The 24,691-nt window shown below is 72.5% G+C and carries 22 protein-coding genes; 15 read left to right on the top strand and 7 right to left on the bottom strand.

What is annotated here, in order from left to right; genetic code table 11:
- Window positions 1-23 precede the first annotated feature (23 nt).
- Entirely contained in the window at window positions 24-941 is a 918-nt protein-coding gene (locus tag AB0C96_RS00110) for an acyl-CoA thioesterase II (protein ID WP_362912001.1), read from the top strand.
- A 574-nt stretch (window positions 942-1,515) separates the two neighbouring features.
- A complete protein-coding gene (locus tag AB0C96_RS00105; protein WP_362911999.1) occupies window positions 1,516-2,031 on the top strand; it encodes a hypothetical protein in 516 nt (171 codons plus the stop codon).
- A 35-nt stretch (window positions 2,032-2,066) separates the two neighbouring features.
- Here AB0C96_RS00105 and AB0C96_RS00100 read toward each other — a convergent pair whose 3' ends face one another.
- Window positions 2,067-2,909, bottom strand: a complete 843-nt coding sequence (locus AB0C96_RS00100) for a DUF6397 family protein (protein ID WP_362911997.1) — start codon at window positions 2,907-2,909, stop codon at window positions 2,067-2,069.
- Between the two features lie 67 nt (window positions 2,910-2,976).
- The gene (locus AB0C96_RS00095) at window positions 2,977-3,396 is read right to left on the bottom strand and encodes a roadblock/LC7 domain-containing protein (protein ID WP_362911995.1); all 420 of its coding nucleotides are present in this window, start codon (window positions 3,394-3,396) and stop codon (window positions 2,977-2,979) included.
- A gap of 169 nt (window positions 3,397-3,565) precedes the next feature.
- On the opposite strand from AB0C96_RS00095, the gene AB0C96_RS00090 reads away from it, so the two are divergent.
- The gene (locus tag AB0C96_RS00090; RefSeq protein WP_362911993.1) at window positions 3,566-3,994 is read left to right on the top strand and encodes a PPOX class F420-dependent oxidoreductase; all 429 of its coding nucleotides are present in this window, start codon (window positions 3,566-3,568) and stop codon (window positions 3,992-3,994) included.
- A 51-nt stretch (window positions 3,995-4,045) separates the two neighbouring features.
- On the opposite strand, the gene AB0C96_RS00085 is transcribed toward AB0C96_RS00090, so the two are convergent.
- Complete coding sequence (locus AB0C96_RS00085) at window positions 4,046-4,660, bottom strand: ATP/GTP-binding protein (RefSeq protein ID WP_362911991.1); 615 nt, start codon at window positions 4,658-4,660, stop codon at window positions 4,046-4,048.
- A gap of 257 nt (window positions 4,661-4,917) precedes the next feature.
- Here AB0C96_RS00085 and AB0C96_RS00080 point away from each other — a divergent pair, with 257 nt between their 5' ends.
- Both AB0C96_RS00080 and AB0C96_RS00075 read left to right on the top strand, forming a co-directional pair.
- Window positions 4,918-6,399, top strand: a complete 1,482-nt coding sequence (locus tag AB0C96_RS00080) for a cytosine permease (RefSeq protein WP_362911989.1) — start codon at window positions 4,918-4,920, stop codon at window positions 6,397-6,399.
- A gap of 4 nt (window positions 6,400-6,403) precedes the next feature.
- Window positions 6,404-7,015: a methyltransferase domain-containing protein gene (locus AB0C96_RS00075; RefSeq protein ID WP_362911987.1), complete on the top strand. Its 612-nt coding sequence runs from the start codon at window positions 6,404-6,406 to the stop codon at window positions 7,013-7,015.
- Between the two features lie 101 nt (window positions 7,016-7,116).
- Here AB0C96_RS00075 and AB0C96_RS00070 read toward each other — a convergent pair whose 3' ends face one another.
- Window positions 7,117-8,013: an oxygenase MpaB family protein gene (locus tag AB0C96_RS00070; protein ID WP_362911985.1), complete on the bottom strand. Its 897-nt coding sequence runs from the start codon at window positions 8,011-8,013 to the stop codon at window positions 7,117-7,119.
- Window positions 8,014-8,086: 73 nt separating this feature from the next.
- The gene (locus tag AB0C96_RS00065) at window positions 8,087-8,467 is read right to left on the bottom strand and encodes a hypothetical protein (RefSeq protein WP_362911983.1); all 381 of its coding nucleotides are present in this window, start codon (window positions 8,465-8,467) and stop codon (window positions 8,087-8,089) included.
- A gap of 110 nt (window positions 8,468-8,577) precedes the next feature.
- Between AB0C96_RS00065 and AB0C96_RS00060 the strand changes: the two genes are divergently transcribed.
- Entirely contained in the window at window positions 8,578-9,363 is a 786-nt protein-coding gene (locus AB0C96_RS00060; protein ID WP_362911981.1) for a hypothetical protein, read from the top strand.
- A 51-nt stretch (window positions 9,364-9,414) separates the two neighbouring features.
- Here the strand turns inward: AB0C96_RS00060 and AB0C96_RS00055 are convergent, their stop codons facing one another.
- Complete coding sequence (locus AB0C96_RS00055; RefSeq protein WP_362911979.1) at window positions 9,415-9,597, bottom strand: hypothetical protein; 183 nt, start codon at window positions 9,595-9,597, stop codon at window positions 9,415-9,417.
- Between the two features lie 148 nt (window positions 9,598-9,745).
- Between AB0C96_RS00055 and AB0C96_RS00050 the strand changes: the two genes are divergently transcribed.
- The 9 genes from AB0C96_RS00050 (at window position 9,746) to AB0C96_RS00010 (ending at window position 23,361) form a co-directional block, all read left to right on the top strand.
- Window positions 9,746-12,661, top strand: a complete 2,916-nt coding sequence (locus tag AB0C96_RS00050) for a DEAD/DEAH box helicase (RefSeq protein ID WP_362911977.1) — start codon at window positions 9,746-9,748, stop codon at window positions 12,659-12,661.
- Window positions 12,658-13,947, top strand: coding sequence for an SWF or SNF family helicase (locus AB0C96_RS00045; RefSeq protein WP_362911975.1), 1,290 nt, complete (start codon window positions 12,658-12,660; stop codon window positions 13,945-13,947). The genes AB0C96_RS00050 and AB0C96_RS00045 overlap by 4 nt, the downstream gene beginning before the upstream one ends.
- 259 nt (window positions 13,948-14,206) lie before the next feature.
- Window positions 14,207-17,164, top strand: coding sequence for a glycoside hydrolase family 2 TIM barrel-domain containing protein (locus AB0C96_RS00040; RefSeq protein ID WP_362911973.1), 2,958 nt, complete (start codon window positions 14,207-14,209; stop codon window positions 17,162-17,164).
- 114 nt (window positions 17,165-17,278) lie between these two features.
- Window positions 17,279-18,199 carry a homocysteine S-methyltransferase gene (gene mmuM, locus AB0C96_RS00035; protein ID WP_362911971.1) on the top strand — a complete coding sequence of 307 codons (921 nt, stop codon included), beginning with the start codon at window positions 17,279-17,281 and terminating at the stop codon, window positions 18,197-18,199.
- A gap of 194 nt (window positions 18,200-18,393) precedes the next feature.
- A complete protein-coding gene (locus AB0C96_RS00030) occupies window positions 18,394-19,191 on the top strand; it encodes an ABC transporter substrate-binding protein (RefSeq protein WP_362911969.1) in 798 nt (265 codons plus the stop codon).
- Between the two features lie 11 nt (window positions 19,192-19,202).
- Window positions 19,203-19,988, top strand: a complete 786-nt coding sequence (locus AB0C96_RS00025; RefSeq protein WP_362911967.1) for an amino acid ABC transporter permease — start codon at window positions 19,203-19,205, stop codon at window positions 19,986-19,988.
- 5 nt (window positions 19,989-19,993) lie between these two features.
- On the top strand, window positions 19,994-20,830 hold the full coding sequence (locus AB0C96_RS00020) for an amino acid ABC transporter ATP-binding protein (RefSeq protein WP_362911965.1): 837 nt from the start codon (window positions 19,994-19,996) through the stop codon (window positions 20,828-20,830).
- Window positions 20,831-20,894: 64 nt separating this feature from the next.
- The gene (locus AB0C96_RS00015) at window positions 20,895-22,202 is read left to right on the top strand and encodes an esterase-like activity of phytase family protein (RefSeq protein WP_362911963.1); all 1,308 of its coding nucleotides are present in this window, start codon (window positions 20,895-20,897) and stop codon (window positions 22,200-22,202) included.
- A 184-nt stretch (window positions 22,203-22,386) separates the two neighbouring features.
- Window positions 22,387-23,361, top strand: a complete 975-nt coding sequence (locus AB0C96_RS00010) for an acetylxylan esterase (RefSeq protein ID WP_362911961.1) — start codon at window positions 22,387-22,389, stop codon at window positions 23,359-23,361.
- A 560-nt stretch (window positions 23,362-23,921) separates the two neighbouring features.
- Here AB0C96_RS00010 and AB0C96_RS00005 read toward each other — a convergent pair.
- Window positions 23,922-24,461, bottom strand: coding sequence for a GNAT family N-acetyltransferase (locus tag AB0C96_RS00005; protein WP_362911959.1), 540 nt, complete (start codon window positions 24,459-24,461; stop codon window positions 23,922-23,924).
- Window positions 24,462-24,691: the final 230 nt, after the last annotated feature.

Here is a 24,691-nt window from a genome sequence, read left to right as displayed (position 1 = left end):
GAGAGGACGGAGGGCCACCGGTCATGACCAATCCTGCGGAGAGGCTGGTCGATCTGCTGGATCTTGAGCAGATCGAGGTGAACATCTTCCGGGGGCGCAGCCCCCAGGAGTCGCTACAGCGGGTCTTCGGCGGACAGGTCGCCGGCCAGGCGCTGGTGGCTGCCGGGCGGACCACCGATGGTGACCGCCCGGTGCATTCGCTCCATGCGTACTTCCTTCGGCCGGGCCGGCCGGGGGTGCCCATCGTGTACCAGGTCGAACGGGTCCGTGACGGGCGGTCCTTCACCACCCGTCGGGTCGTCGCCGTCCAGCAGGGACGCACGATCTTCAATCTGACCGCCTCCTTCCACAAGCCGGAACCCGGCTTCGATCATCAGTTGCCGATGCGTCGGGCGGTGCCCGACCCGGAGGACCTCCCGACGGTCGCCGAGGAGGTCCGTGCGCACCTCGGCGGTCTGCCCGAGGCACTGGAGCGGATGGCTCGGCGTCAGCCCTTCGACATCCGGTACGTCGACCGGCTGCGCTGGACGCCGGAAGAGATCAAGGACACCGAACCTCGGAGCGCGGTGTGGATGCGCGCCGTCGGACCACTGGGCGACGACCCACTCGTGCACACCTGCGCGCTGACGTACGCCAGCGATATGACGTTGCTGGACGCCGTGCGCATTCCGATCGAGCCGCTGTGGGGGCCGCGCGGTTTCGACATGGCGTCGCTGGACCATGCGATGTGGTTCCACCGGCCGTTCCGTGCGGACGAGTGGTTCCTCTACGACCAGGAGTCGCCGATCGCCACCGCTGGCCGGGGCCTGGCCCGCGGCCGGATCTACGACCGGGACGGCAGACTGCTGGTGTCCGTCGTCCAGGAGGGGCTGCTACGCCCCTACGGGCCGCGTCATATGGACGGGTCCACAGGAGAGAGCGCTCCAGAAGTGACCTCCTGAGGCTCCCGGACGCGGTGCCACGCTCCCCGGCCCCCTCGCTCCCTGCGACGGACTTCCCGCTGCCGTCACCACGACGGAGTAACCGAGCGTGATCAACCTGTCGCTGCTTCGTTTAGCGCGGTGATCCCGGCAGAAGACCGGGGACCAGACAGGAAGGAAGTACCCTCGTGGGTAAGGCATTGCGTGTGGTCGCGGGCACCCTTGGGGCCGGAGCGCTGCTTGTGTCGGTGTCGGGCACGGCCAGCGCCAAGGGCGGAGGTGGCGGGGTCTTCCATCAGGACATTCGATGCCTGCCGACAATCAGCTTCCTGCTCCCTCCCACGTCCAGGTGCCGCACGAACATCGTCATCGACAACCACAAGAGGCTGGACATCGTCCGGCAGGATGCCGGGGGCGACATCACTGACACCCTCGTGACCGGCCGTGGAGGCGGCCGCTGAGGCTGACGCCGCACCCGCGGAGCGCGACGCTCCGCGGGTGCGGCCCCGTCGGGGGTGCGTCGTGGGCGCGAGCCCAGCAGGCGCTGAGGGGGAAGCGGTGGCCGCCGTGGGTCCCTCTGGGACAGACTCCCCGGGTGTCTGACAACTCGTTACTCGTGGCCGGACTCACCGGCCTCACGGCAATCGCGGCCAGTTCGTTGGCGAGCTGGCTGACCAGCAGGGGCAACGCCCACGCTGCTCGGATCCAGGTCGATGCCACCACCGCGGCGCAGCGCCGCGAAGGGATCCGGCAGACCCGCCGGGCCGCCTACCTGGATCTCATCGAGCGGGCCCAGGCCGTTGCTGACGGACTCCGAGGAGTCGACGGCCTCTCGACCGCCGAGTGCCAAGGTGCCTTGGCCGCTCACCGCGACCGGCATCAGCAACTGCGACATGCAGTGACGCTGATCGGACTGGAAGGCCCGTCCTCAGTCGAAGTGGCAGCATCGAACCTGTTGATCATGTCGGGCACGCTCAGCACCGCTCTGGCAGCCACAGCCGAGAACGTCAGCCGGGAGAACCGTCGCGAATTCCAAGAGACATTGCGTGCCTACATACGGTTGATCAGGCCCGTCGTCGAGGAGGCCTCCGCAGCACTGGACGAGCGGTAGGCGCACGGCGAGCACGGGGGCGGCCCTCCACTTCATCACGTTCGTTCAGGCGATGTGCCGCACGGGGTCGGCGTAGCGACCGGAGATCGGAGTCGGGCCGGGTCTTCGGTGCGAGCCTGTCGGAGGGCTCGGGCGAGGTTGACGCGGTACCAGAGCACCTCGTCGAACTCGTCGGCGGTCAGGGCCCGTTCGACGGCTTCGCACGCCGCCGGGGTGGCGGTGAGGACCATGGTGAGAGTGGGTCGCAGTCGGCGGAGGAGGGCGCGCTCCAGGGGGTTGTCGGCCACCGATGCCAGCTCTTCCGGAGGGAGTACGGCGGCGATCGCGGCGGCCGCTTCCCAGGGGTCTTCGGTCTGCCCCATGAGCTGGGCGACCCGTCGGCTGCGCCACTGGCGGGCCCGCCTGTCCTGTCCGGCTTCGAGCATCACGCGCATCGCGGTGGGGGTGGCGCCCCGCAGCAGTCCGGGTTCGCGCTCGGCGAAGTCCACGACCTCGGAGGCGAGGTAGAGCCAGACCACCGCGCCATAGCGGTTGACGTAGAAGCGGACGGGGCCGAAGCAGCCGGCCCGGGTCAGGCGCAGGGCCCGGCCGGGCCCGACGCCCATCAGCGCGGCCGCTTCGTTGGTGCTGACCGTGCGGATGCGTTCGCGCAGTGCCTCCGGGAAGCCTGGTTCGGCCCGCAGTCCGGCGATCTCGTCGGCCGGGACCCGGCGTCGGGGCGGTGCCGCGGTGCTGCCCGGCCGGTCGCCGGTACCGGCCGGGACGGTTCGTACTTCTCCGAGCTGGACGGCGAGTTCGAACTCGCCGCTCCGCAGCTCCAGTTCACGGGCCGCTCGGCCCATCGCGAGCGTCTGCCGCCCGTCGCACATCACTGTCATGTCCGTTCCCCCGCAACTCGGTCGATCACTGACAGTGACGACCATAGCCCCGGTCAATGACAGTGCGTCAACCGCGACCTCCGACCTGTGGATAACTCTCCGGCTGACGGGCCGCGACGCCCAGGTGTTCCCCGACGCGGTTGACCAAGAGCGTCATCTCGTAGGCGATCTGCCCCATGTCGGCGTCGGCGCCGGCCAGCACGCACAGACAGCTGCCGTCGCCCGCCGCCGTCACGAACAGCACCCCGTCGTCGAATTCGATCATGGTCTGGCGCACCCGTCCCACCCTGAAGTGGAGCGCCGATCCCTTCGCGAGGCTGTGCAGTCCCGAGGCGACCGCCGCCAGGTGTTCGGAGTCCTCCCGTTCCAGTCCCTCGCTCGCGCCGGTCACCAACCCGTCGTTGGACAGCACCAGCGCGTGCCGTACCTTCTCCACCCGTTTGGTCAGGTCGTCCAGCAGCCAGTCGAGTCCGCTGCTCAGTGCCATTGCTGCTTCCTCCCCCTATCCCCGTCCGCTCTCCCGGCCGGGCGGCAGTCCGCGGTCCGTCCGCAGCCCTGCCGTGCCAGCCTGTCCCACGTCCGCCGTCTCGGCAAGCGGCCCGGCAGTCCGGCGTGCCACACGGCACATGCCCGTGCGGCGCGGAGAGGATGTCGGCATGGCACACAAGATGACCAAGGACGAGTGGCAGCGGTTCCTCTCGGAGGGGATCCGGACCGGAAAGCTGGCGACCGTGCGGGCCGACGGCGGTCCGCACATCGCCCCGGTGTGGTTCCTCCTGGACGGCGATGACGTGGTGTTCAACACCGGGGCGGAGACGGTCAAGGGCCGCAATCTGGCCCGGGACGGCAGGGTGGCGCTGTGCGTCGACGAGGAGCGGCCGCCGTTCTCCTTCGTGGTCGTCCAGGGGGCGGCGGAGATCAGCGACGACCTGCCGGACGTCCGCCACTGGGCGACCCGGATCGCGGCCCGCTACATGGGCGAGGACCGGGCGGAGGAGTACGGGGCCCGCAACGGCGTTCCGGGCGAGGTGGTGGTCCGCATCAAGGTCGACAAGGTCATCGCCCTGGCGGCGGTCGCGGACTGACCGCGCGGCCGGCGCGGGCAGACCGGTGCCCGCGCCACGTCCGGCGGGCGCTCAGCCCACCGGGACCGGCTCCCGCGCTCCGCGCCGGCGGCCGGCGTGCTCGACGAGCCGCACCAGTACTTCCTTGCCCGAGTCGCGGTCCCTGGCGTCGCAGAGCACCACGGGGATGCCGCGGTCCAGGTCCAGGGCGCGGGCCACCTCGTCCGCCCCGTAGGACCGCGACTCCGCGAAGCAGTTGACGGCCACCAGGAAGGGGATGGCGCGCCGCTCGAAGTAGTCGACCGCCGGGAAGCAGTCCTGAAGCCGGCGGGTGTCGGCGAGCACCACGGCGCCGAGCGCGCCCTCCGCCAGGTCGTCCCACAGGAACCAGAAGCGGTCCTGCCCCGGAGTGCCGAAGAGGTAGAGGGAGAGCCCCTGCCGGATGGTGATCCGGCCGAAGTCCATGGCCACCGTGGTGGTGTCCTTCTGGGCCACTCCTCTGGTGTCGTCCACCGACTCGCCCGCCTCGGTGAGCCCTTCCTCGGTGCGCAGCGGACGGATCTCGCTCACCGACCCCACCAGGGTCGTCTTGCCCGCCCCGAAGCCGCCCGCGACTAAGATCTTCAGGGCCAACTCGGCGTCGGGGTCCGGGGCGGTGCCTTCCGGGGCCCCTTGTGCGGCGTTCATGGGCCGATTCCTCCAGGATGCGGGTCCGCGCGTCACGGGGTATGCGGATGTCTGGCTCGACGTGGGGAGCCTTTCGGCGGCAGAGCGCCGTCCGAAATCCATGGCGAGGACCGTACCTCCCGGCGTCCGGGATTTCCCCCGATTCGCCAAAGCCGTCACGACTTCCGATCAAGACCCCCACGGACCCTGATATTCGTGATAGTTGGGCACCGTACGGGCGTTCCCCACAAGCGGGACCGGTGCGGGATCATGTGGCAATGACGCAGCAGCAGGCGCAGCAACGGCACGGCCCGACCATCGGGGCGAACTCCTCGGTGGGTGCCGTCGAACGCAACGGCATCAATCAGGTGCCGGAGTCCGAGCGGCACGGCACCCCCCGGTCCCTGTTCTGGCCCTGGGCGGCGTCCGGGCTGTCGCTGCTGGGCATCGCCTACGGGATCTACATGATGGGCCTCGGGCTCGATCCGTGGCAGGCGATCGCCACCGGGGCCGTCGGCTTTGTGCTCTCGTTCGTGCTGGTGGGTCTGGTCTCGGTGGCCGGCGCGCGCACGGGCGCTCCCACGATGGCCATCGGGCGGGCGCCCTTCGGACGACAGGGCAACAAGCTGCCCACTTTGTTCAGTTATGTCTCCAACGTCGGTTGGGAGACCGTCCTGGTCGCGCTCTCCTCGCTGGGTGGCTCGGCGATCCTGGCGCGCCTCGCGCCCGGGGTCTTCGCCCGGCCGGACGGGACGACCCCGACCACGGCGGCCCAGGCGCTGTGCTTCGCGGTGACCGCCGTCGCAGTCGTGGTCGTCGGCATCTTCGGACACGCGCTGATCATGAAGGTACAGAAGTACCTGACCGTGGCGATCACCGCGTCGACCGTGGTGTACATGGTGTTGATGGCCGACCGCATCGACCCGTCCGCACTCGGGCGCGGCTCGTCCGGCGGCATCGGTGCGTGCGTCGGCGGGGTCGTGTTCGCCATGACGCTGTTGGGGCTGGGCTGGGTCAACTGCGCCGCCGACTACAGCCGTTACCTGCCCCGGACCAGCAGTGGCCGGGCGATCACCGGATGGACCACGCTGGGCGGGGTGCTGCCCCCGCTGGTGCTGCTGGTCTTCGGGGTGCTGCTGAACGCCGGTGACCCGAAGCTCGCCGGGGCCGCGGCCGCCGACCCCGTGGGCGCCCTCGCGGCCGCGCTGCCGACCTGGTTCCTGGTGCCGTACCTGCTGACCGCCATCGGGGGGTTCGTCTCCGGAGCGATCATGGACATCTACAGCTCGGGCATGTCGATGCTGGCGCTGGGCATCCCCGTCCGGCGGCATCTCGCGGTGTTGGTGGACGGTGTGCTGATGGCCGTCGGCGGCTGGTACGTCCTGTTCGTCTCGCCCAGCTTCTTCGCCACCTTCCAGGCGTTCCTGTCCGTCATCGGGGTGGCGATGGCCGCCTGGACCGCGGTGTTCCTGGTGGAGCAGTGGCGCCGCCGGCGCACCGGCTTCGACCTGGCGTCCGGACGGACCGTGGGCTGGCCGGCCGTGGTCTCGCTGACCGTCGCCACCGCCGTCGGGCTGGGGCTGATCACCTCCGCCGACCCCAACATCGCCAAGGCGGTGGGCTTCCTGCTCACCGACGGCGCGGCGCACGGCACGCTGGGGGCCATGAACCTCGGCGTGGTGGTGGCCCTGGCCGTCGCGGCCGTGCTGTACGCCTGCACCGCGCCTCTTGCCGACCGTCCCGCGCCTGAAGGAGCCTAGCCCGATGACCGACCACCATGCCGACCGCCCGCACGAGGTCCGGGCGTTCTTCGCACCGCGGGCCGCCGGCTGGGACGCCAAGTTCCCCGGCGACGGCCCCGCCTACGCCGCCGGCGTCGCCCAACTCGGCCTCCAGGAGGGCGACCGGGTCCTGGACGCCGGCTGCGGTACGGGGCGTGCCCTGCCCGCGCTGCGGGCCGCGGTGGGGGCGCGCGGCGTGGTGCTGGGCGCCGATCTCACGCCCGAGATGCTGGAGGCCGCGGGACGGGCCGGGCGGGACGCCCATGGCGCGCTGCTGCTCGCCGACGTGACCCGGCTGCCGTTGCCGGGGGCCGCGCTGGACGCGGTGTTCGCGGCCGGGCTCGTCTCCCACCTGGCGGACTCGGCGGGCGGGCTCACCGAACTGGCCAGGGTGGTACGGCCCGGTGGCCGGCTGGCCCTCTTCCACCCCATCGGGCGGGCGGCCCTCGCCGCGCGCAAGGGCCGCCCGATCACGCCCGACGACCTCCGGGCGGAGCCGAATCTGCGGCCCCTCCTGGCCGGGAGCGGCTGGGACCTGATCCGGTACGAGGACAAGGACGAGCGCTATCTGGCGCTGGCCGTCCGCCGGGGCTGACCCGCGGCACCCGCGACCCGGGCCGCCGCCCGCCGTCCGCCGTCCGCCGTCCGCCGTCCGCCGTCCGCCAGGCTCCGGGCCGCCGCCCGCCGGGCCCCGGCTCAGGACGCCGCCGGGCCCTCCCCGTGCGGGACCGGGCAGCCGCCGGTGCGGCGGGAGGCGGGGAAGGTGCCGAGTTCGGCCACCCGGTAGCCGTTGGGGTAGCCCTTGATCTCCGGGTTCTGGCGTGCGTAGTGCGGGTGGCGGCGGGGCGGCAGCAGCCGTACGGCCTTGGCGCGCAGTTTGAGGGCGGTGCGGACGACGGTGCGGACCGCCGGTGTCGGCCGGTCGTAGCGGAAGGCGGTCAGCAGGCTGTCGTCCAGGAGGGCCATGCTCGCGCCGCGGACCACCGGAGCGAGCGGGCCGTACCAGCCGGCCATCAAGTCCAGCGTGGCGTCCGACACCCGTCGGGCCTGCTCGTCCCAGCCGAAGTGCGCCGCCTCGTAGGAGTCCAGGCACTGCTCGAAGTCCTCGTAGGTCTGCGGGAGTTCGGTGATGCCCATGTGCCTGCCGAGGGTGCGGTAGTAGGCGGCGACGGCTCGTCGTTCGTGTGCGGTCAGCCGCCGCCAGCCGTACGCGTCGAGCCAGCGCTTGGGCATCACCACGAAGGTGCACAGGACGTAGCGCATGTCGTCGTTGCTGATGTCGTAGCTGCGGTGCATCTGGTTGATGCGCCGGATCGCGGTCCGGCCGTCCTCGCTGTCGAAGCCGTGCTCCACGACGGTGTCCAGGAGGAGGGCGGTGTCGTCGTAGCGCTTCTGTGTACGGTCCGTCAGCTCGGCGGTCTCGGCGAGCAGTCGGCCGATGCTGGGCACGGCGTAGGTGCGGTAGAGGGCGAGTTCCAGGGCTCTGGTGAAGTCCCAGGGGAATTCATGGGCCGCGACGATGCGGTAGATCCGCAGGAAGTCGCGCTCCGGGTCGAGCCGCCGGATCTCCTTGAGCCAGTCGTAGCGCCGCACCTGACACCTGTCCCTTCGTTAGGCGAAGTGTCAATTTTAGGAGTGGGCCGGCAGTTGGGGACGGCGCGGGGCGTCAGAGCGGGCGGCGGACGGCCGGATCCGGTCGCCGACGGGACGCGGCGCCGTAGCGGTCCGTGACGGCGGGGTCGGCGACCCCCAGCGCCTGTGCGATCGGCAGGCCGGTGCGTTCCGCGAGCGCCAGCCGCTCGCGGACCTCGCGCGGGGTGCGCGGGCGGTAGCCGGGGCCGGTGCCGCAGCAGCCGCCGTGGAAGGTCAGCCCCGCGCGCAGTACGGCCTCCAGGGCGCGCCAGCCGGCGGTGTCCCGCCGCTTGGGAACCGCCAGGTCGGCGCCCGCATCGATCAGCTCCCCACGGCACCGGGGGCAGTGGCCCGGCCCCGTCGCGGGCGGCGTCTTCTTCCACGCGGCCCGGCAGGTCAGGCACACGACGTGCATCCGGCGACTGTAGAAACACATAAGTGCAGCGTACGGCTGGTGACAAGCCGGCGGCACGGCAATTAAGGTGCGCCGACGTACTCCGCGACGGATTGGATGGGGAGGCCCGCGTGCCCACGACCGAGAGCGCCGACAACGACCAGTTGTTCGTGCTGACGGCGGTGCTGCTGACACCCGCGCAGTTCCCGAGCGTGCTCGGCGACGACTACCCCGAGGTGTGCGCGGGGCTGGCCCTCGAACCGTATGCCGAGGGCTATGGCCTGGTCCTCGGGCAGGACGGCACCGGCGCGCGCTGGACGGTGGTGACCGAGGACGTGTCGCTGGTGGCCTGTGCGATCGCGGCCTGGGACTGCGGTATGGAGTACGACCTGTCGCCCGGGGAGGGCAGTATCGTCGCCGCGCTTCCGGGCTGGCCGCTGGCCCTCGCGGTGGCGGCGCCCGATGTGCCGGCGCCACACGATCCGGAGCCCCAGGAGGGCGACCCGGCACCGCTCGCCCCGCCGGACGCATCGGAGTGGGGACCGGCCCAACGCCGGCTCGGTGCGGACGAGATCGCGATGCAATGGGCGGCGTGGCGCGAGCAGGTGGAGGACGACGACGTCACCTTCGCAGAGCCGGGGGACGAGGCGCACAAGGGGGTGCGGTGGGTGCTGGCGCAGGCCCGTGGCTACCTGGCCGATCCCCCGCCGCCGGGCCGGGTGCGGTCGTCGTTCGCCGCGGGCGAGGCGCGCACGCTGCGGGTCGACGGGCCCGGCTGGAGTCTGGTCGCCCGTACCGACGACATCGCGTTCGTGCTGCTGGACGAGGAGCCCGGCGAGGTGCATCCGGTGGGGCGGGGGCCCGAACTGCCCGGTCTGCTGGCGTCGCTCGACGAGCTGGCCGCGCGGCCGGTCTGACATCGGGCGGGCCGTGCCCGGGCCCCCGGAGCACGGCGGGGGCCCGTGGGCTCAGCGGCCGATCTGCTTGCGGCTGACCCGGCGCAGTCGGCGCCGCTGGGAGGAGTCGAGCGTCAGATACGCGACGGCCGGGACCCCGACCATGACCAATACGGCCGCCCAGAACGGCAGCAGCCACAGCAGGATCACTCCCACCGCGATGCCGCCGATCGCGACCTTCGCCTGTGTGGACATCCTTCACGCCCCTTCCGCGGCGCCTGCCGCGCTCTGTGTACTCCATTGAACGCCGATTTCCCGTCGCAGGTTCCCTTCCACCGCCCGACGTCCTGTACCCTCGGGCGCTCCAGACGCCAGTAGTCAAACTTGAGGAGTCCTGGAACCCGTGACGTCCCTCCCTGCGGTCACCCCCGCTCGGCACTCCGCGCTGTCCTCTTGCGCGGCGGTCTTCCTGCCGTCCGATCCACCTCGTACCGGACGGGTCGCCTTCTGGCGCCCGGACGGCGCGCCCGTGGGGGACGGCTCCGCGGGCGACCCGGCGGTGGAGCGGCTGAACGTGGTCGTGCCGGAGGAGGACGGCGGGGTCTCGGTGTGCGACGTGCCGGCCGTGGCGCTGCCCGTCGCCGACGCGGTTCCCGTACTCACCCGCGCGCGGACCGCTCGGGGCACGCATCCGGCGGCGGCCTTCTGGGGGGCCGCGTCCGTGCTGGCGCTCCAGCTGGCGGCGCGCGGCCGGCTGCTGCCCGGGGTGAGTCCCGCCGGGTTCGACGCCTGGCGGGTGGGGCCGTTCGACCCCGCGGACGTCGAGCGGCTGCGGCACCTCGCCGCGGCGATGCCCCCGTCCGCGCACGCCACCCCGCTCCCCGGCACCGACCCGTTGGAGTTGCCCGACCCCGAACGGCAGGTGCGGGCGTTCCTCGACGCGGTCGCGGACGGGCTGCCGCGCTCCCCCGCCGCGGCGCTGGCCACCGGCGCACCGGCCTTCGCGGCGCCCGCGCCGCAGCACGTCCCCGAGCAGCGCGCCTGGGCCGCGGACGTCGCCGCGGGCCATGACGCCGGGGTGCGGATCTCCCTGCGGGTGGAGGTGCAGGGGCTGGTGGACGGCGACGGCCTCGACGAGCGGCCGGACCTCGGCGCCGATTCCCCGGTCGCCTTCACCGCGGTCCTCCAGTTGCACGGCGCCACCGACCCCACGCTGGTCGCGGATGCCGCGGAGGTGTGGGCGGGGACGTCGCCGGCGGGGCAGGCGTTCGGGCCGCGGGCGCGGATGGACACCCTGCTCGCGCTGCGCCGGGCGGCCGCCGTCTGGGCGCCGCTCACCCCGCTGTTGTCCGCGGCGGTGCCCGATGCGCTGGAGCTCGCCGACGAGGAGGTCGCCGAACTGCTCGGGCCGGCCTCCCGTGCGCTGGCCACCGCCGGGGTGTCGGTCCACTGGCCGAAGGCGCTGGCGCGCAGACTGACCAGCCGGGCCGTGGTGGGCCCACCCGGCGGGGACGCCGACGGACCGGAGTCCGGGCTGCCCTCCTTGTTGTCCGCCGACGCCCTGCTGTCGTTCAGCTGGCGGTTCGCGGTGGGCGGGCAGGAGGTCGACAAGGCGGAGCTGGACCGGATCGCCGAGGCGGGGCGGCCGTTGGTGCGGTTGCACGACCAGTGGGTGCTGATCGACCCCGAGGCGGTGCGGGCCGCCCGGGACCGCCGGGACCGCAAGGTGACGCCGCTCGACGCGCTGGGCGCCGCGCTGACCGGCAGTGCCGAGGACGGGGACGGCAACCGGGTGGAGGTGCAGGCCTCCGGCTGGCTGGCCCGGCTGCGCGACCGGCTCGCCGATCCGGAGGGCGCCGGCACCGCGCCCGTCCGGCAGCCGGCGGCGCTCACCGCGACGCTGCGCGACTACCAGCTGCGCGGCCTCGACTGGCTGCACCGGATGACCTCGTTGGGGCTGGGCGCCTGCCTCGCCGACGACATGGGCCTGGGCAAGACCATCACGCTGATCGCGCTGCACCTGCACCGCCAGGACGAACCCGGTTCGGCCGGCCCCACACTCGTCGTCTGTCCCACGTCCCTGATGGGCAACTGGCAGCGGGAGATCGAGAAGTTCGCGCCGGGTACGCCGGTATGCCGCTTCCATGCCGGGCGGCGCAGCCTGGCCGGTCTGGAGGACGGCGGGTTCGTGCTCACCACGTACGGAACGATGCGGCTGGACGCCGGCAAGCTGGCGGAGGTGGGCTGGGGGCTGGTCGTCGCGGACGAGGCGCAGCACGTCAAGAACCCGTTCTCGGCGACCGCCCGGGCGCTGCGGACGCTGCCCTCGAAGGCGCGGGTGGCGCTGACCGGCACGCCCGTGGAGAACAACCTGTCGGAGCTGTGGGCGATCCTGGACTGGACGACGCCCGGGTTGCTGGGGCCGCTGGGCCGGTTCCGCACCCGTTACGCACAGGCCGTCGAGGGCGGTCCCGCGGTGTCGCCGGAGGCGGGCGCGGCGGCCGAGCGACTGGCCCGGCTGGTACGGCCGTTCCTGTTGCGCCGCCGCAAGTCCGATCCGGGGATCGCCCCGGAGCTGCCGCCCAAGACGGAGACCGACCATGCGGTGGCGCTGACGAAGGAGCAGGTGGGGCTGTACGAGGCGGTGGTGCGTGAGGGGCTCGACGAGGTCTCCGGGTCGGACGGGTTCGCCCGCCGTGGCCTGGTGGTCAAGCTGCTCACCTCGCTCAAGCAGATCTGCAACCACCCCGCGCAGTACCTGAAGGAGGAGGACCCGCGGGTCCCCGGACGCTCGGGCAAGGTCGAACTGCTCGACGAGCTGCTGGACACCCTCCTCGCCGAGGGCTCGAGCGTGCTGGTCTTCACGCAGTACGTGCAGATGGCGCGGCTGTTGGAGGCCCATCTGGCGGCGCGCGGTGTGCCCACCCAACTGCTGCACGGCGGAACGCCGGTGGCTCGCCGCGAGGAGATGGTGCGGCGTTTCCAGGAGGGTGCGGTGCCCGTCTTCCTGCTGTCGTTGAAGGCGGCGGGCACCGGGCTGAACCTGACCCGGGCGGCACACGTCGTGCACGTCGACCGCTGGTGGAACCCGGCCGTCGAGGCGCAGGCCACCGATCGTGCGTACCGCATCGGGCAGACCCAGCCGGTGCAGGTCCACCGGATCATCGCGGAGGGCACCATCGAGGACCGGATCGCCGAACTGCTGGTCCGTAAGCAGCGGTTGGCCGACGCCGTACTGGGATCCGGCGAGGCCGCGCTGACCGAACTCACCGACGCCGAGCTGGCGGACCTGGTCGCACTGCGAGGGAGCGAGCGATGACCGGACATGTCGACGACGAGTACGCCTCCCCGGCCGAGCGGACGTTCTCCGCACTGCCACCGGCCGGGGGCCGCAGTTTCGCGCGGACCTGGTGGGGTCGGGCGTGGTTGACGGCGCTGGAGGACTCCGCGCTGGACGGGGCGCAGGTGAAGCTGGGTCGGCGGCACGCACGGGCCGGCGCGGTCGGCGCGGTGTCGGTGCGCCCCGGCCAGATCACCGCCGTCGTCCAGGGCACGGACCGCACCCGGTACCGTGCCGATGTGCTGCTCCAGCAATTGGACAGCTGTGCGTGGGACCGCTTCCTGGACCTGGTCGCGGACCGGGCCGGGCACATCGCGGCGCTGCTGGACCGCGACATGCCGCCGGCCCTGGCCGAGGACGCGGCCGCCGCCGGCATCGAACTGCTGCCGGGTATCGGCGAGTTGGACGCGGAGTGCAGCTGCGGCGCATGGGACCACTGCGCCCACTCGGCCGCGCTGTGCCACCAGGTGGCGCGGCTGCTCGACGAGGACCCGCTGTTGCTGCTGCTGTTGCGCGGCCGGGGAGAGCAGGAGCTGCTCGACGAGCTCCAGGCCCGCAGTGGCGCGCGGGCGGAGACGGCGACGGACGCGGGGGCCGAACGGGTCGGTGCGGGGGTGGCTGCCGCCGAGGCGTACGCGGCGCGCGACATCCTTCCGCCGCTGCCCGCTCCACCGCCGCCGGTCGCCGCACCGGGTGCCGCACCGGCGCTCGGCGGCGGCACCCCGCCCGCGCCCGGAGTGGACGCGTCCGCCCTGGAGTTCCTGATCGGTGATGCGGCGGCGCGCGCCCAGCGGCTGCTGGCCGAGGCGCTCTCCCCATGGCACCCGGACAGTCCGCCGCCGCCCGTGCTGACGCCCGATCAGGACGCGGTGCGGCTGGCGGTGTCCGGTCCCGGGGAGGTCATATCGGCGCGTCTGGCGGCCGGTTCGGGGCGCGATGCGCGGGGCCTGGCACAGGCTGTGCGGGCCTGGGAGCTGGGGGGTGCGGCCGGGCTGGCGGTCCTGGAGGAGGAGTGGAACCCCGGGCCGGAGGAGCTGGCCCGGGCCACCGGCCGGCTGGCGGCCGCCTGGGAGGACGGCGCGGACCGGCCGCGGCTGCGGGCGAACGGCAACCGCTGGACGGTGGTGGGCGGCGCCGCCCAGCTGCGCTACGGGCGGGACGGCCGCTGGTGGCCGTACCGCGCGGAAGGCGGCGAGTGGGTGCCGGCGGGCCCGGCCACCGACGATCCGGCCGCGGCGCTCGCGGGGCTGACGGCGGAGGACTGAGCCGCCGGCGGAGGGCGGCCGGGCGCGGGGGCAGTCGGGGCGTAGGGCCGTCGGGGTGCGGGAGGGGCAGTCGGAGCGGAGGGCGGTCGGGGCGGAGGGCCCTCGGGGCCGCCGCCCGTTGGTGCGCTGCCGCCCGTCGCAGGACGGGGGGCGGGCCCGGTCGGCTCAATCCGCCGCATCCGGCTGCGCCGTGCTCCGGCTCGTGATTCGCTGAACCGATCCCCCACCGCCCGGCACGTCGCCCGTAGCAGGAGGACCAGTGACCGGTACGTCTCCGCACGCGCCGCAGCAGACTCCGTACGACCAGCCGCCGTACTACGAAGACCGCTCGCCGGGCAGCGGGACGCTGCCGCCGCGGGCCTGGTACGCCAGATCGGACGCCGCCCGGATCTCGCTGCACGGCACCTGGCGGTTCCGGCTCTCGGCGAGCGCCGGGGCCGAGGACGAGGCGTTCGCCCGGCCGGACTTCGACGATGCCCAGTGGCACGACCTGCGGGTGCCGGGCACCTGGGTGCTCAAGGGCTTCGGCGCACCTGCGTACACCAACACCGCCTACCCCTTTCCGGTCGATCCGCCGCGGGTGCCGGACGAGAATCCGACCGGCGACCACCGGCACGTCTTCGACCTGCCCGAGGGGTGGGGCGAGGGGCCGGCGGTGCTGCACTTCGGCGGGGTGGAGTCCTGCGCCCGGGTGTGGCTCAACGGACAGGAGCTGGGGCACTTCAAGGGCAGTCGGCTGCCGCACGAGTTCGAGGTCGGCCATCTGCTGCGGCCGCACCGCAATGTGCTGGCGGTACGGGTCCACCAGTGGTCGTCGGGCAGCTATCTGGAGGACCAGGACCAGTGGTGGCTGCCGGGCGTCTTCCGCAACGTCTCGGTCCAGCGGCGGCCCGAGGGCTCGGTCGTCGACCACTTCGTGCACGCCGGCTTCGACCATGTGACGGGGCGGGGCACGCTGCGCGTGGAGTGCACACCGCGCGGGCGGGTGACCGTACCGGAGCTGGGCCTCGACCTGGCGACCGGCGAGAGCGCCACGGTGCCGGTGCGTCCCTGGACGGCCGAGCGGCCGCACCTCTACGACGGGGAGCTGGTCACGGCCGGTGAAACGATCCCGCTGCGGATCGGGTTCCGTACGGTGCGGGTCGAGGACGGTCTGCTGAAGGTCAACGGCCGCCGGATCCTGCTGCGCGGCGTCAACCGCCATGAGTTCCACCCGCGTTACGGGCGCACCCTCGGCCCCGAGACCATGCGCCGCGATCTGCTGCTGATGAAGCGGCACAACATCAACGCGGTGCGCACCAGCCACTATCCGCCGCACCCGGCCTTCCTCGACCTCTGTGACGAGCTGGGGCTCTGGGTCGTCGACGAGTGCGACCTGGAGACGCACGGCTTCGCACAGCAGGGCTGGCGGGACAACCCGGTCGACGACGAGCGCTGGCAGCCGGCCCTGCTGGACCGGGCGCGCCGGATGGTCGAGCGGGACAAGAACCACCCCAGCGTCGTGCTCTGGTCGCTGGGGAACGAGTGCGGCACGGGCCGCGGACTGTCCGCCATGGCCGCCTGGATGCGCGAGCGCGATCCGTCCCGTCCACTGCACTACGAGGGCGACCGCGGCTGCGCCGACACCGACGTCTACTCGCGGATGTACGCGGACCACGCCGAGGTGGAGCGCATCGGGCGGCGCGCCGAGGAGCCGCTGGCCGACCCGGAGCTGGACGCCAGGCGGCGGGCCCTTCCGTTCCTGCTCTGTGAGTACGCGCACGCGATGGGCAACGGGCCGGGCGGGCTGAGCGAGTACCAGCGGCTGTTCGAGACGTACGAGCGCTGCCAGGGCGGGTTCGTGTGGGAGTGGATCGACCACGGGCTGCGGCAGCAGACGCCGGGCGGCGAGGTGTTCCACGCCTACGGCGGCGACTTCGGCGAGGAGCTGCACGACGGCAACTTCGTCTGCGACGGACTGGTCCTCCCCGACCGGGTGCCCTCGCCGGGCCTGACCGAGTTCAAGAAGGTGATCGAGCCGGTGCGGATCGAGCGCGAGGCCGGAGGCGACGACGACGCCGGTACGAGCGCGGTCCGGATCACCAATCTGTACGACTTCGTCGGCCTCGACCACCTCGACTTCCGCTGGCACTACGAGGTGGAGGGCGAAGGACGCGGTTCCGGCCGGCTGGAGGTGCCGGCCCTGGCCCCGGGTGAGTCGGCCGTGGTGAAGCTGCCGTCGAGGCCGGACGAGGCGCAGGGCGAGGGTGAAGCGATCTGGTCGGTCCGGGCGGTCCTGGTCGAGGACAGCGCCTGGGCGCCGGCCGGGCACGAGGTCGCCTGGGGGCAGCTGCCGGCCGCGCCGCGCCCCGCCGCCGCTCCCCCGGCAGCGACCGCCGCCCCGCGCCGCGGGGAGGGCAATGTGATCGTCCTCGGCCCGGGCACGTTCGATGCGACCACGGGGGCGCTCGGCTATCTGGACGGCGTACGGCTCGGCGGACCGCGGCTGGACGTCTGGCGGGCACCGACCGACAACGACGAGGCCGCCCCCTGGCAGCCGGGGCCGCGCCCGGCGACCGAGTGGCGGCGGCTGGGCCTGCACCGGATGCGGCACCGGGTCGATGCCGTGGAGCGCGGCCGGCGGGCGCTGGTGGTCCGCACCCGGGTGGCCCCGGCCGGCTCGCCGCTGGCGCTGCGCACGGTCTACCGCTGGACGGCCGAACGGGGGCTGTTGCGGCTGGAGTTGACCGTGGATCCGGAGGGCGACTGGCCGGCGCCGCTGCCGCGGCTGGGGGTGCGGATGTCGGTGAGCGGCTGCCTGGGGTTCGCCGAGTGGTTCGGCGGCGGGCCGGGCGAGGGATATCCGGATACCCGGGCCGCCGCGCGGGTCGGCCGCTGGTCGATGCCGGTGGACGCGCTCCAGACGCCGTACGTCCGGCCGCAGGAGAACGGCGCGCGGCCCGGCGTGCGCTGGGCGGAGCTGACCCGCGCGGACGGCTCGGGCCTGCGGATCGAGGGCGATCCGGACTTCTTCTTCACCGCCCGGAGGTGGTCGGACGAGGAGCTGACCGCTGCCCGACACACCACGGACCTGCGGCCCGGGGACACGGTGTGGCTGCACCTCGACCATGCCCAGCACGGCATCGGCAGCCAGTCATGCGGGCCGGGGGTGCTGCCGCAGCACCGGCTTCAGGTGGCGCCGGCGCGGTTCTCGTTCGTCTTCTCGTCGCTGCGCTGAGGGCGCCGGGGCACCGTCTGAGGGGCGCCGGCCGGGGCCCGGTCACCGGCCGGCGTTACGATCCGGAGGGAGATCACCTTCCGCCCCGCGGCACCCACCGAGAGGGTTCGCACCATGGTCAGCACGTCCCCGCCGTTCGCCGACGCCCTCGCCGCGGGCCCGGTCGTCCTCGACGGCGGGCTGTCCAACCAGTTGGAGGCGGCCGGGCACGACCTCGGCGACGCGCTGTGGTCGGCCCGGCTGCTGGCCGAGGAGCCCGAGGCGGTGGTGCGGGCGCATCTGGCGTACTACGAGGCGGGGGCGCAGGTCGCGATCACCTCCAGCTATCAGGCGACGTTCGAGGGGTTCGCCCGGCGCGGCATCGCCGAGGAGCAGGCCGCGGCGCTGCTCGGCCGGAGCGTGGAGCTGGCCCGTGAGGCGGCCGAGCGGGCGCGGGCGGGCGGGGTCGCCGGCCCGCTGTACGTGGCCGCGTCGGCCGGTCCGTACGGGGCGATGCTGGCGGACGGCTCCGAGTACCGCGGGCGCTACGGCCTGTCGGTGGCGGAGCTGGAGCGGTTCCACCGGCCGCGGCTGGAGGTGCTGGCCGCGGCGCGGCCCGATGTGCTGGCGCTGGAGACGGTGCCGGACGCGGAGGAGGCCCGGGCGCTGCTGCGGGCGGTGCGCGGGCTCGGGGTGCCGGCGTATCTGTCGTACAGCATCGCGGGGGACGCCACCCGGGCCGGGCAGCCGCTGGCGGAGGCGTTCGCGCTGGCGGCGGAGGTGGCCGAGGTGATCGCGGTGGGGGTGAACTGCTGCACGCCACAGGACGCGGACCGGGCGGTGCGGGTGGCGGCGGAGGCCACCGGCAAGCCGGTGGTGGTCTACCCGAACAGCGGGGAACGCTGGGACGCCGGGGCCCGGGAATGGCGGGGCGGCCCGGCGTTCCGTGCGGACCGGGTGGCCGGCTGGGCCGCGGACGGCGCCCGGTTGATCGGCGGCTGCTGCCGGGTGGGCCCGGAGGCCATCGCGGAGCTCGCGGCCGTCCTCGGCCGCTGACGGGGCGGCCGGAGAACGGGACGGGCGGTCGGTTCGGGCCGTTACACAGGCCGAAGGCGTTACACAGACGCAACCAACGGGTCGGGGTCAGCACCGCTGGTGGGTGGCAGGATGCAGCCAACTTCGCAGCACGCACGGCTTGGTTGATCGTGATGTTCGGCTTTGGTTGATCGTCATCCTGCCCTGGAGGACCCGTGTCCGCTCGCTCCGCGTTGCCCGTCATAGCCGTCGCCGCGGCCCTCACCGCCCTCGCCGGGTGCACCAGCACCGCGTCCGACGGGAAGAAGGGGTCCGGCGGCCCGGAACTGCTCTCGGCAGGGACGCTCAAAACCTGCACCCACCTTCCGTACGCGCCGTTCCAGGTGAAGAAGGACGGCAAGGTCGTCGGGTTCGACGTCGATCTGGTGGACCTGGTCGCCAAGGACCTGGGCGCCAAGCAGGAGATCGTCAACACGCCGTTCGAGGGCATCGAGACCGGCCAGGACTTCACCATCCGCAAATGCGATCTGGCCGCCGCGGGCATGACGATCACGCCCGCGCGGGACAAGGTGATGGACTTCTCCGACCCGTATTTCAACGCCACCCAGGCGCTGTTGACGAAGCAGGGCAAGCCCTACAAGAAGGTCGAGGACCTCAAGGGCAAGAAGCTCGGCTACCAGAAGGCCACCACCGGCGGCATCTACGCCAAGGACCACGGCAAGGGCGTCGAGCTGGTGGAGTTCGAGGACCTGGGGCTGCTGTTGACCGCCGTGAAGTCCGGCCAGGTCGATGCCGGCATCAATGACAACGGCGTCCTCTTCGACTATGTGAAGCAGAACCCGGACACCCAGGTCACCGCGGAGTTCAACACCGGTGAGCACTACGGGATCGGCGTCCGCACCGGGAACGACGCACTGCGCAAGAAGATCAACGAGGTCATCAAGAAGGCGAAGTCCGACGGGAGTTACGACCGGATCTACAAGAAGTGGTTCGGCACCACTCCGCAGAGCTGAGGCGAGGCCCGATGCCGCTCTCCAAACGACAGCGCGCGAGGGTGTTCCGCGGCGTGCAGTACGGCGTCCTGGTCGTCGCCGTGGCGGCCCTGGCGCTGCTCGCCGACTGGCACCAGCTGCGGACCGCCTTCTTCGACGTCGACATCGCCAAGGCGCTCTTCCCCGACATCGTCAGCACGGCCCTGGTCAACACCGTCCGCTACACCCTGCTGGGCTTCGGGTTCGGGCTCGCGCTGGGTCTGGTGCTGGCGCTGATGCGGCTGTCGTCGGTGCCGCCGTACCGCTGGATCGCCATCACCTACATCGAGTTCTTCCGCGGAATCCCCGCCCTGCTGGTGTTCATCGCGCTGGGCTTCGGGGTGCCGCTGGCCTTCCAGGTCGCGCTCGACATGAACGTCACGGTGATGCTGTCGCTCGGTCTGGTGGGCGCGGCGTACATGGCGGAGACCATTCGCGCCGGGATCCAGGCCGTGCCCAAGGGGCAGATGGAGGCGGCGCGTTCGCTGGGGATGTCGCACGGCCGCGCCATGGTGTCGATCGTCATTCCGCAGGCGTTCCGCATCGTGCTGCCGCCGCTGACCAATGAACTGATCCTGCTGACCAAGGACTCCTCACTGGTGTATCTGCTGGGTCTGGCGCTCGACCAGTTCGAGCTGGCCAACTTCGGCCGGGACGCGCTCAACGAGCACAAGAGCCTGACCCCGATCCTGATCGCCGGACTGCTCTACCTCGTGATCACCCTCCCGCTCGGCCAGCTGGTCCGGCGGCTGGAAGCCCGCACCGCGAAGGCCAGGTGACCGGTATGGCGACGGAGCAGGCCACAACGTCCTTCGAGGACGTCAAGGCCATCGACGTACAGGGCCTGCGCAAGGCCTTCGGCGAGCTGGAGGTGCTGCGCGGGATCGACTTCTCGGTGGCGCGCGGTGAGGTGGTGTGTGTCATCGGTCCCTCGGGTTCCGGCAAGTCGACGCTGCTGCGCTGCGTCAATCTGCTGGAGGAGCCGAGTGCGGGACGGGTCGCGGTGGCCGGCACCGAGGTCACCGACCCCGATGTGGACATCGACCTGGTCCGGCGCCGGATCGGGATGGTCTTCCAGGCCTTCAACCTCTTCCCGCACCTGACCGCGCTGGAGAACCTGACGATCGCTCAGCGGCGGGTACTGGGCCGGAACCGCGCCGAGGCGGAGCGGATCGCCCACGCCAACCTGGCACGGGTCGGGCTGAGCGACAAGGCGGCGGCGTATCCGGCACAGCTGTCCGGCGGGCAGCAGCAGCGGGTGGCGATCGCCCGGGCGCTGTCCATGGACCCGGAGTTGATGCTGTTCGACGAGCCGACCTCGGCCCTCGACCCCGAACTGGTCGGCGACGTCCTGGCGGTGATGCGCGGGCTGGCACGGGACGGCATGACGATGCTGGTCGTCACCCACGAGATGAGCTTCGCGCGGGAGGTGGCCGACCGGGTGGTGTTCATGGACGGCGGGGTGATCGTCGAGGAGGGCACTCCGGAGCAGGTGGTGGGCGCCCCGCGGCACGAGCGGACCCGGACCTTCCTCAGGCGGGTGCTGGATCCGGCGGCGGCCGAGATGAGCGGGACCGAGGATCCGGACCCGGCGCGTCGATCACTGCTCGACGGCAGTTAACCGGCCGTTGGGGTGCCGATGGGACGCTGGGCAGGTTCCGTTCATCCACACCCCAGGAGGTCCCATGTCCGCACGTCCGCTCGCGACGGTGCCCGTGGCGATGGTCGTCGCCGCTGCCCTGGCGGTGGGCCCGGCCACGGCCCAGGCCGGTCCGCCGCCGGCCACCGTCACCGGGCAGGCCCGGCTGCCGCAGATCCCGCTGGGCGCGTTCAGCAATGCGCTGCTGCCGGGCAGCGTCGACGACGACCACGGGGTGAAGCTGGGCGGGATCGGCAGCGACATCTTCCCGGCCGGCCGGGCGGGCGAGTTCTGGACGGTCACCGACCGCGGGCCCAACGGCCAGATCACGGTGGACGGCGCCAAGCGGCGGACGTTCCCGGTGCCCGGCTTCGACCCCGCGATCGTGAAGATCAAGGTGCGCGGGGACCGGGTGACCGTGCTGGACTCCCGGGCGCTCACCACCCGTTCCGGCAAGGCCGTCACCGGACTGCCCAACCAGAAGGGCCGGGACGAGGCCCCGTACACCTACGACGCCGCGCACCCGCTGTCCTTCGACCCGAACGGCCTGGACACCGAGGGGATCGTCCGGGCCGCCGACGGCACCTTCTGGCTGGCGGACGAGTACGGGCCGTCGCTGGTGCACGTGGCGGCGTCCGGCCGGGTGCTGGCGCGTCACGTCCCCAAGGGGCTGCGGCTGACCGGCACCGACTACCCGGTCGTCGAGTCCCTCCCCGGCATCCTGCTGAAGCGCAAGACCAACCGCGGATTCGAGGGGCTGGCGCTGCTGCCGGACGGCGACCTGGTCGCGGCTGTGCAGAGCCCGCTGTCGAACCCGGACACCGCGGCCGGCGAGGCCTCCCGCACCGCCCGGCTGGTGCGCTTCTCGCCCGCCGAGGGCGCGGTGACCGCGGAGTACGCCTACCGCTTCGACCCGGTCGGCGAGGTCGACCCGGGCGAGAAGGACACCTCGGAGCTGAAGATCTCGTCGGTGGTGGCGGTGGGCCGCGACCGGCTGCTGGTGGAGGAGCGCACGGACAAGGCCGCCCGGCTGCAACGGGTCGAGCTGGACGCCCGCCACAACGTCCTCGGCTCGCGCTGGGACGACCCGGGGACCCGCCCGTCGCTGGAGCAGTCCGGCCGCCGGGCGCCCGTTCTGCCCAAGCGGCTCGTCGTCGACCTGCACAAGGTCCCCGGCATACCGGACAAGATCGAGGGCATCGCGGTCACCGGGCGGCGCACCCTCACGCTGATCAACGACAACGACTTCGGCATGACGGACGGCCCCGGCGCGTTCGACGACCAGGGCCGCCTCGTGGACAGCGGAGTGCCGACGACGGTGCTGACCGTCCGGCTCAGGTCCGCGGCCTGGTGAGCCTCTCGGCGCCGCTCCGGCCCGGCGCCCCCACCGGCGGGGGCCGCGCAGCGTCAACGCCCGCTACTTCACCGGGTCTTGAGGGACACGGTGACCAAGCTGAAACGTTTCACGTCTGTCAGGTCCGTCCTGTGGGCACCGTTGGCGACAGGCAGCAAGCCACCCTACGGCCCGGAGGTTTCTCGTGTTCACCGACCTGCCCCTGGACGAGCTGCGCACCTACCGCCCGCCGCTCCCCGAGCCGCCCGGATTCGACGCGTTCTGGCACCGCACCCTGGCCGAGACCCGGTCCCACGACCTCGACCCGCGCTTCACCGAGATCGACGCCGGACTGACCCTGCTCCGCTGCTACGACACCGAGTTCTCCGGCTTCGCCGGCCACCGCATCCGCGGCTGGTTCCTGCTGCCCCGGGACGCCGACGCCCCACTGCCGTGCGTCGTGCAGTACCTCGGCTACGGCGGCGGCCGGCTGCTGCCGCACGACTGGCTGCTGTGGCCGGCCGCCGGGTACGCGACGCTGGTGATGGACACCCGCGGCCAGAGCGGCCCGAACCGCCCCGGTGACACCCCCGACCCGGCCGGCTACGGCAACCCCGGAGTACCCGGCAAGCTCACCCAGGGCCTGCTCGATCCCGACGACCACTACTACCGACGACTGTTCGCCGACGCCGTACGCGCCGTGGAGGCGGCGCGCGGCCACGCGCAGGTGCACGCCGACCGGATCGTGGTCGCCGGACACAGCCAGGGCGGCGCCCTCGCCCTGGCGATGACCGGCCTCGTCCCCGGGCTGGCCGGGGCGCTGATCGACGTACCGTTCCTGACCCACATCCGGCGCGCCGTCGAGGTCACCGACGAGGGCCCGTACGGCGAACTCACCCGCTACTTCGCGGGCGCCCGCGGCCATGTCGACACCGCCCTGCACACCCTGGACCACTTCGACGGCCTGAACTTCGCCACCCGCGCCACGGCCCCGGCCCTCTTCGGCACCGCACTCCGCGACGAGGTCGTCCCCCCGTCCACCGGCTTCGCCGCCTACCACCACTACGCGGGCGAGAAGGAGCTGAAGGTGTGGCGGTTCAACGGCCACGAGGGGGGCGGCGGCGAGCAACGGGCGGCGGAGTTGGGGTTCGCCCACAAGGTTTTCGCTGCGCTTGGCTGACCCCCCACGTGTTCGGCTTTCCCGCCGTGGTGGTTTCTCGCCGTGGCCTGGCGGCCGGCGTTTCCCCCATGTTGTTGGCTTTCGCGCCGTGGCGCCTGCGGCGGGCGGTGCCGCTGCGCGGGGCTGTTCGGCTGCGGGTGTGGTCCTCCGGGGTAGGGGTGTGGGACTGCTTCGCTTTACGTCCCACACCCCTACCCCTCCGGCCCCCACCCTCCCGTGGGTGGGAAGGGAGGAGGCCGGTGGGGGCGCGCACGAGTGGCCCCCCATCCGCAGTGGACCAGGCCGTTTCGTTTGGATCATCGGGCTGACCAGATGAAGACGCCTACGAGGAGGACCTTCGTCGTCAGTCCTCCACGGGACCGGCCGATGGCATGGTCGTGCGGCTCCCCGGCCAGGGCCTTTTTTGCGAACCCCGGCCCTCGGCATGACATCCGCAACCAGTTGTAGACCCCGCGCCAGTTCCCGTAATTCTCCGGCAGGCATGCGCACGGGCAAATCGCGGTTGCAGACCGCTCGCGCGCGTAGGTGGGCGGGTACTCCCTGGCGGTTCCGTCACGAACTCAACTGGACGGCGTGAGCGGGGACCACATGCCGAGCCACTGCTCGGCGTCCCATGCCTCGAACCGCTCTACCTCGGTGAACCCCAGCTTCGCCGCGAGGCGCATCGAGCCGACGTTGGCGGTCTGGGTGGTGAGCACCACCGGCTCGCCGGGAAGGACGCCGTCGAACCAGCCGAGTACCGCCGCGCACGCCTCGGCGGCGTACCCGAATCCCCACGCCCGCGGTAGGAACAGGTAGCCGAGATCGGCCTTCCCCACGGCAGCCGGGCGGCAGTGCTCGGTTGCTCTCCTGAGCAGGATCTGGCCGATCATCGACCCGTCGAGATCAACGACGAAGCTCCCGGGCCACCGCTCGGGCACCTCGGGCGTCTCGCGCTCAAGCTCGTCACGCGGGCGGGGGCCGCCGAGGTAGGTGTGCACCTCTGGCGAGGCGAGCAGCTCGATGAACGCCGCACGGTCCCGGGTCTCGGGCTCACGGAGCACGAGCCTCTCGGTCCTGATCGGCTCAGGCGGCCAAACCACAGGTCCCAGATCTTCCATCCGCGCACGCTAACAGGTGGTCAAACCAACCGAACGGGTAACGCTTGGGCTTCCCCGCCCGCGGGGGCAGCCTCGCACCCGGCCCAATGTGGAAGGGAAGCCGCGGCGGCAGGCCACCGTGGCCTGACTGGGCCCGCCCCCACCCACCTCTCACCACCCACTCACGGGAGGGGACGGGCCGGAGGGGCAGGGGTGTGGGACGTAAAGCGAAGCAGTCCCACACCCCTGCC

This window comes from Streptomyces sp. NPDC048506, from assembly GCF_040651315.1.
In the GTDB taxonomy this organism is placed as follows: domain Bacteria; phylum Actinomycetota; class Actinomycetes; order Streptomycetales; family Streptomycetaceae; genus Streptomyces.
Note: the sequence above shows the minus strand (reverse complement) of the source record. Positions and strands in the feature narration are given on the sequence as shown.

What these genes read in the sequence shown, in the direction of transcription:
- AB0C96_RS00110 (WP_362912001.1), top strand. Translation starts at nt 24, where the DNA reads ATGACCAATCCTGCGGAGAGGCTGGTCGATCTGCTGGATCTTGAGCAG.
- AB0C96_RS00100 (WP_362911997.1), bottom strand. Translation starts at nt 2,909, where the DNA reads ATGACAGTGATGTGCGACGGGCGGCAGACGCTCGCGATGGGCCGAGCG.
- AB0C96_RS00095 (WP_362911995.1), bottom strand. Translation starts at nt 3,396, where the DNA reads ATGGCACTGAGCAGCGGACTCGACTGGCTGCTGGACGACCTGACCAAA.
- AB0C96_RS00090 (WP_362911993.1), top strand. Translation starts at nt 3,566, where the DNA reads ATGGCACACAAGATGACCAAGGACGAGTGGCAGCGGTTCCTCTCGGAG.
- AB0C96_RS00085 (WP_362911991.1), bottom strand. Translation starts at nt 4,660, where the DNA reads ATGAACGCCGCACAAGGGGCCCCGGAAGGCACCGCCCCGGACCCCGAC.
- AB0C96_RS00080 (WP_362911989.1), top strand. Translation starts at nt 4,918, where the DNA reads ATGACGCAGCAGCAGGCGCAGCAACGGCACGGCCCGACCATCGGGGCG.
- AB0C96_RS00075 (WP_362911987.1), top strand. Translation starts at nt 6,404, where the DNA reads ATGACCGACCACCATGCCGACCGCCCGCACGAGGTCCGGGCGTTCTTC.
- AB0C96_RS00065 (WP_362911983.1), bottom strand. Translation starts at nt 8,467, where the DNA reads ATGCACGTCGTGTGCCTGACCTGCCGGGCCGCGTGGAAGAAGACGCCG.
- AB0C96_RS00055 (WP_362911979.1), bottom strand. Translation starts at nt 9,597, where the DNA reads ATGTCCACACAGGCGAAGGTCGCGATCGGCGGCATCGCGGTGGGAGTG.
- AB0C96_RS00045 (WP_362911975.1), top strand. Translation starts at nt 12,658, where the DNA reads ATGACCGGACATGTCGACGACGAGTACGCCTCCCCGGCCGAGCGGACG.
- mmuM (WP_362911971.1), top strand. Translation starts at nt 17,279, where the DNA reads ATGGTCAGCACGTCCCCGCCGTTCGCCGACGCCCTCGCCGCGGGCCCG.
- AB0C96_RS00025 (WP_362911967.1), top strand. Translation starts at nt 19,203, where the DNA reads ATGCCGCTCTCCAAACGACAGCGCGCGAGGGTGTTCCGCGGCGTGCAG.
- AB0C96_RS00020 (WP_362911965.1), top strand. Translation starts at nt 19,994, where the DNA reads ATGGCGACGGAGCAGGCCACAACGTCCTTCGAGGACGTCAAGGCCATC.
- AB0C96_RS00015 (WP_362911963.1), top strand. Translation starts at nt 20,895, where the DNA reads ATGTCCGCACGTCCGCTCGCGACGGTGCCCGTGGCGATGGTCGTCGCC.
- AB0C96_RS00005 (WP_362911959.1), bottom strand. Translation starts at nt 24,461, where the DNA reads ATGGAAGATCTGGGACCTGTGGTTTGGCCGCCTGAGCCGATCAGGACC.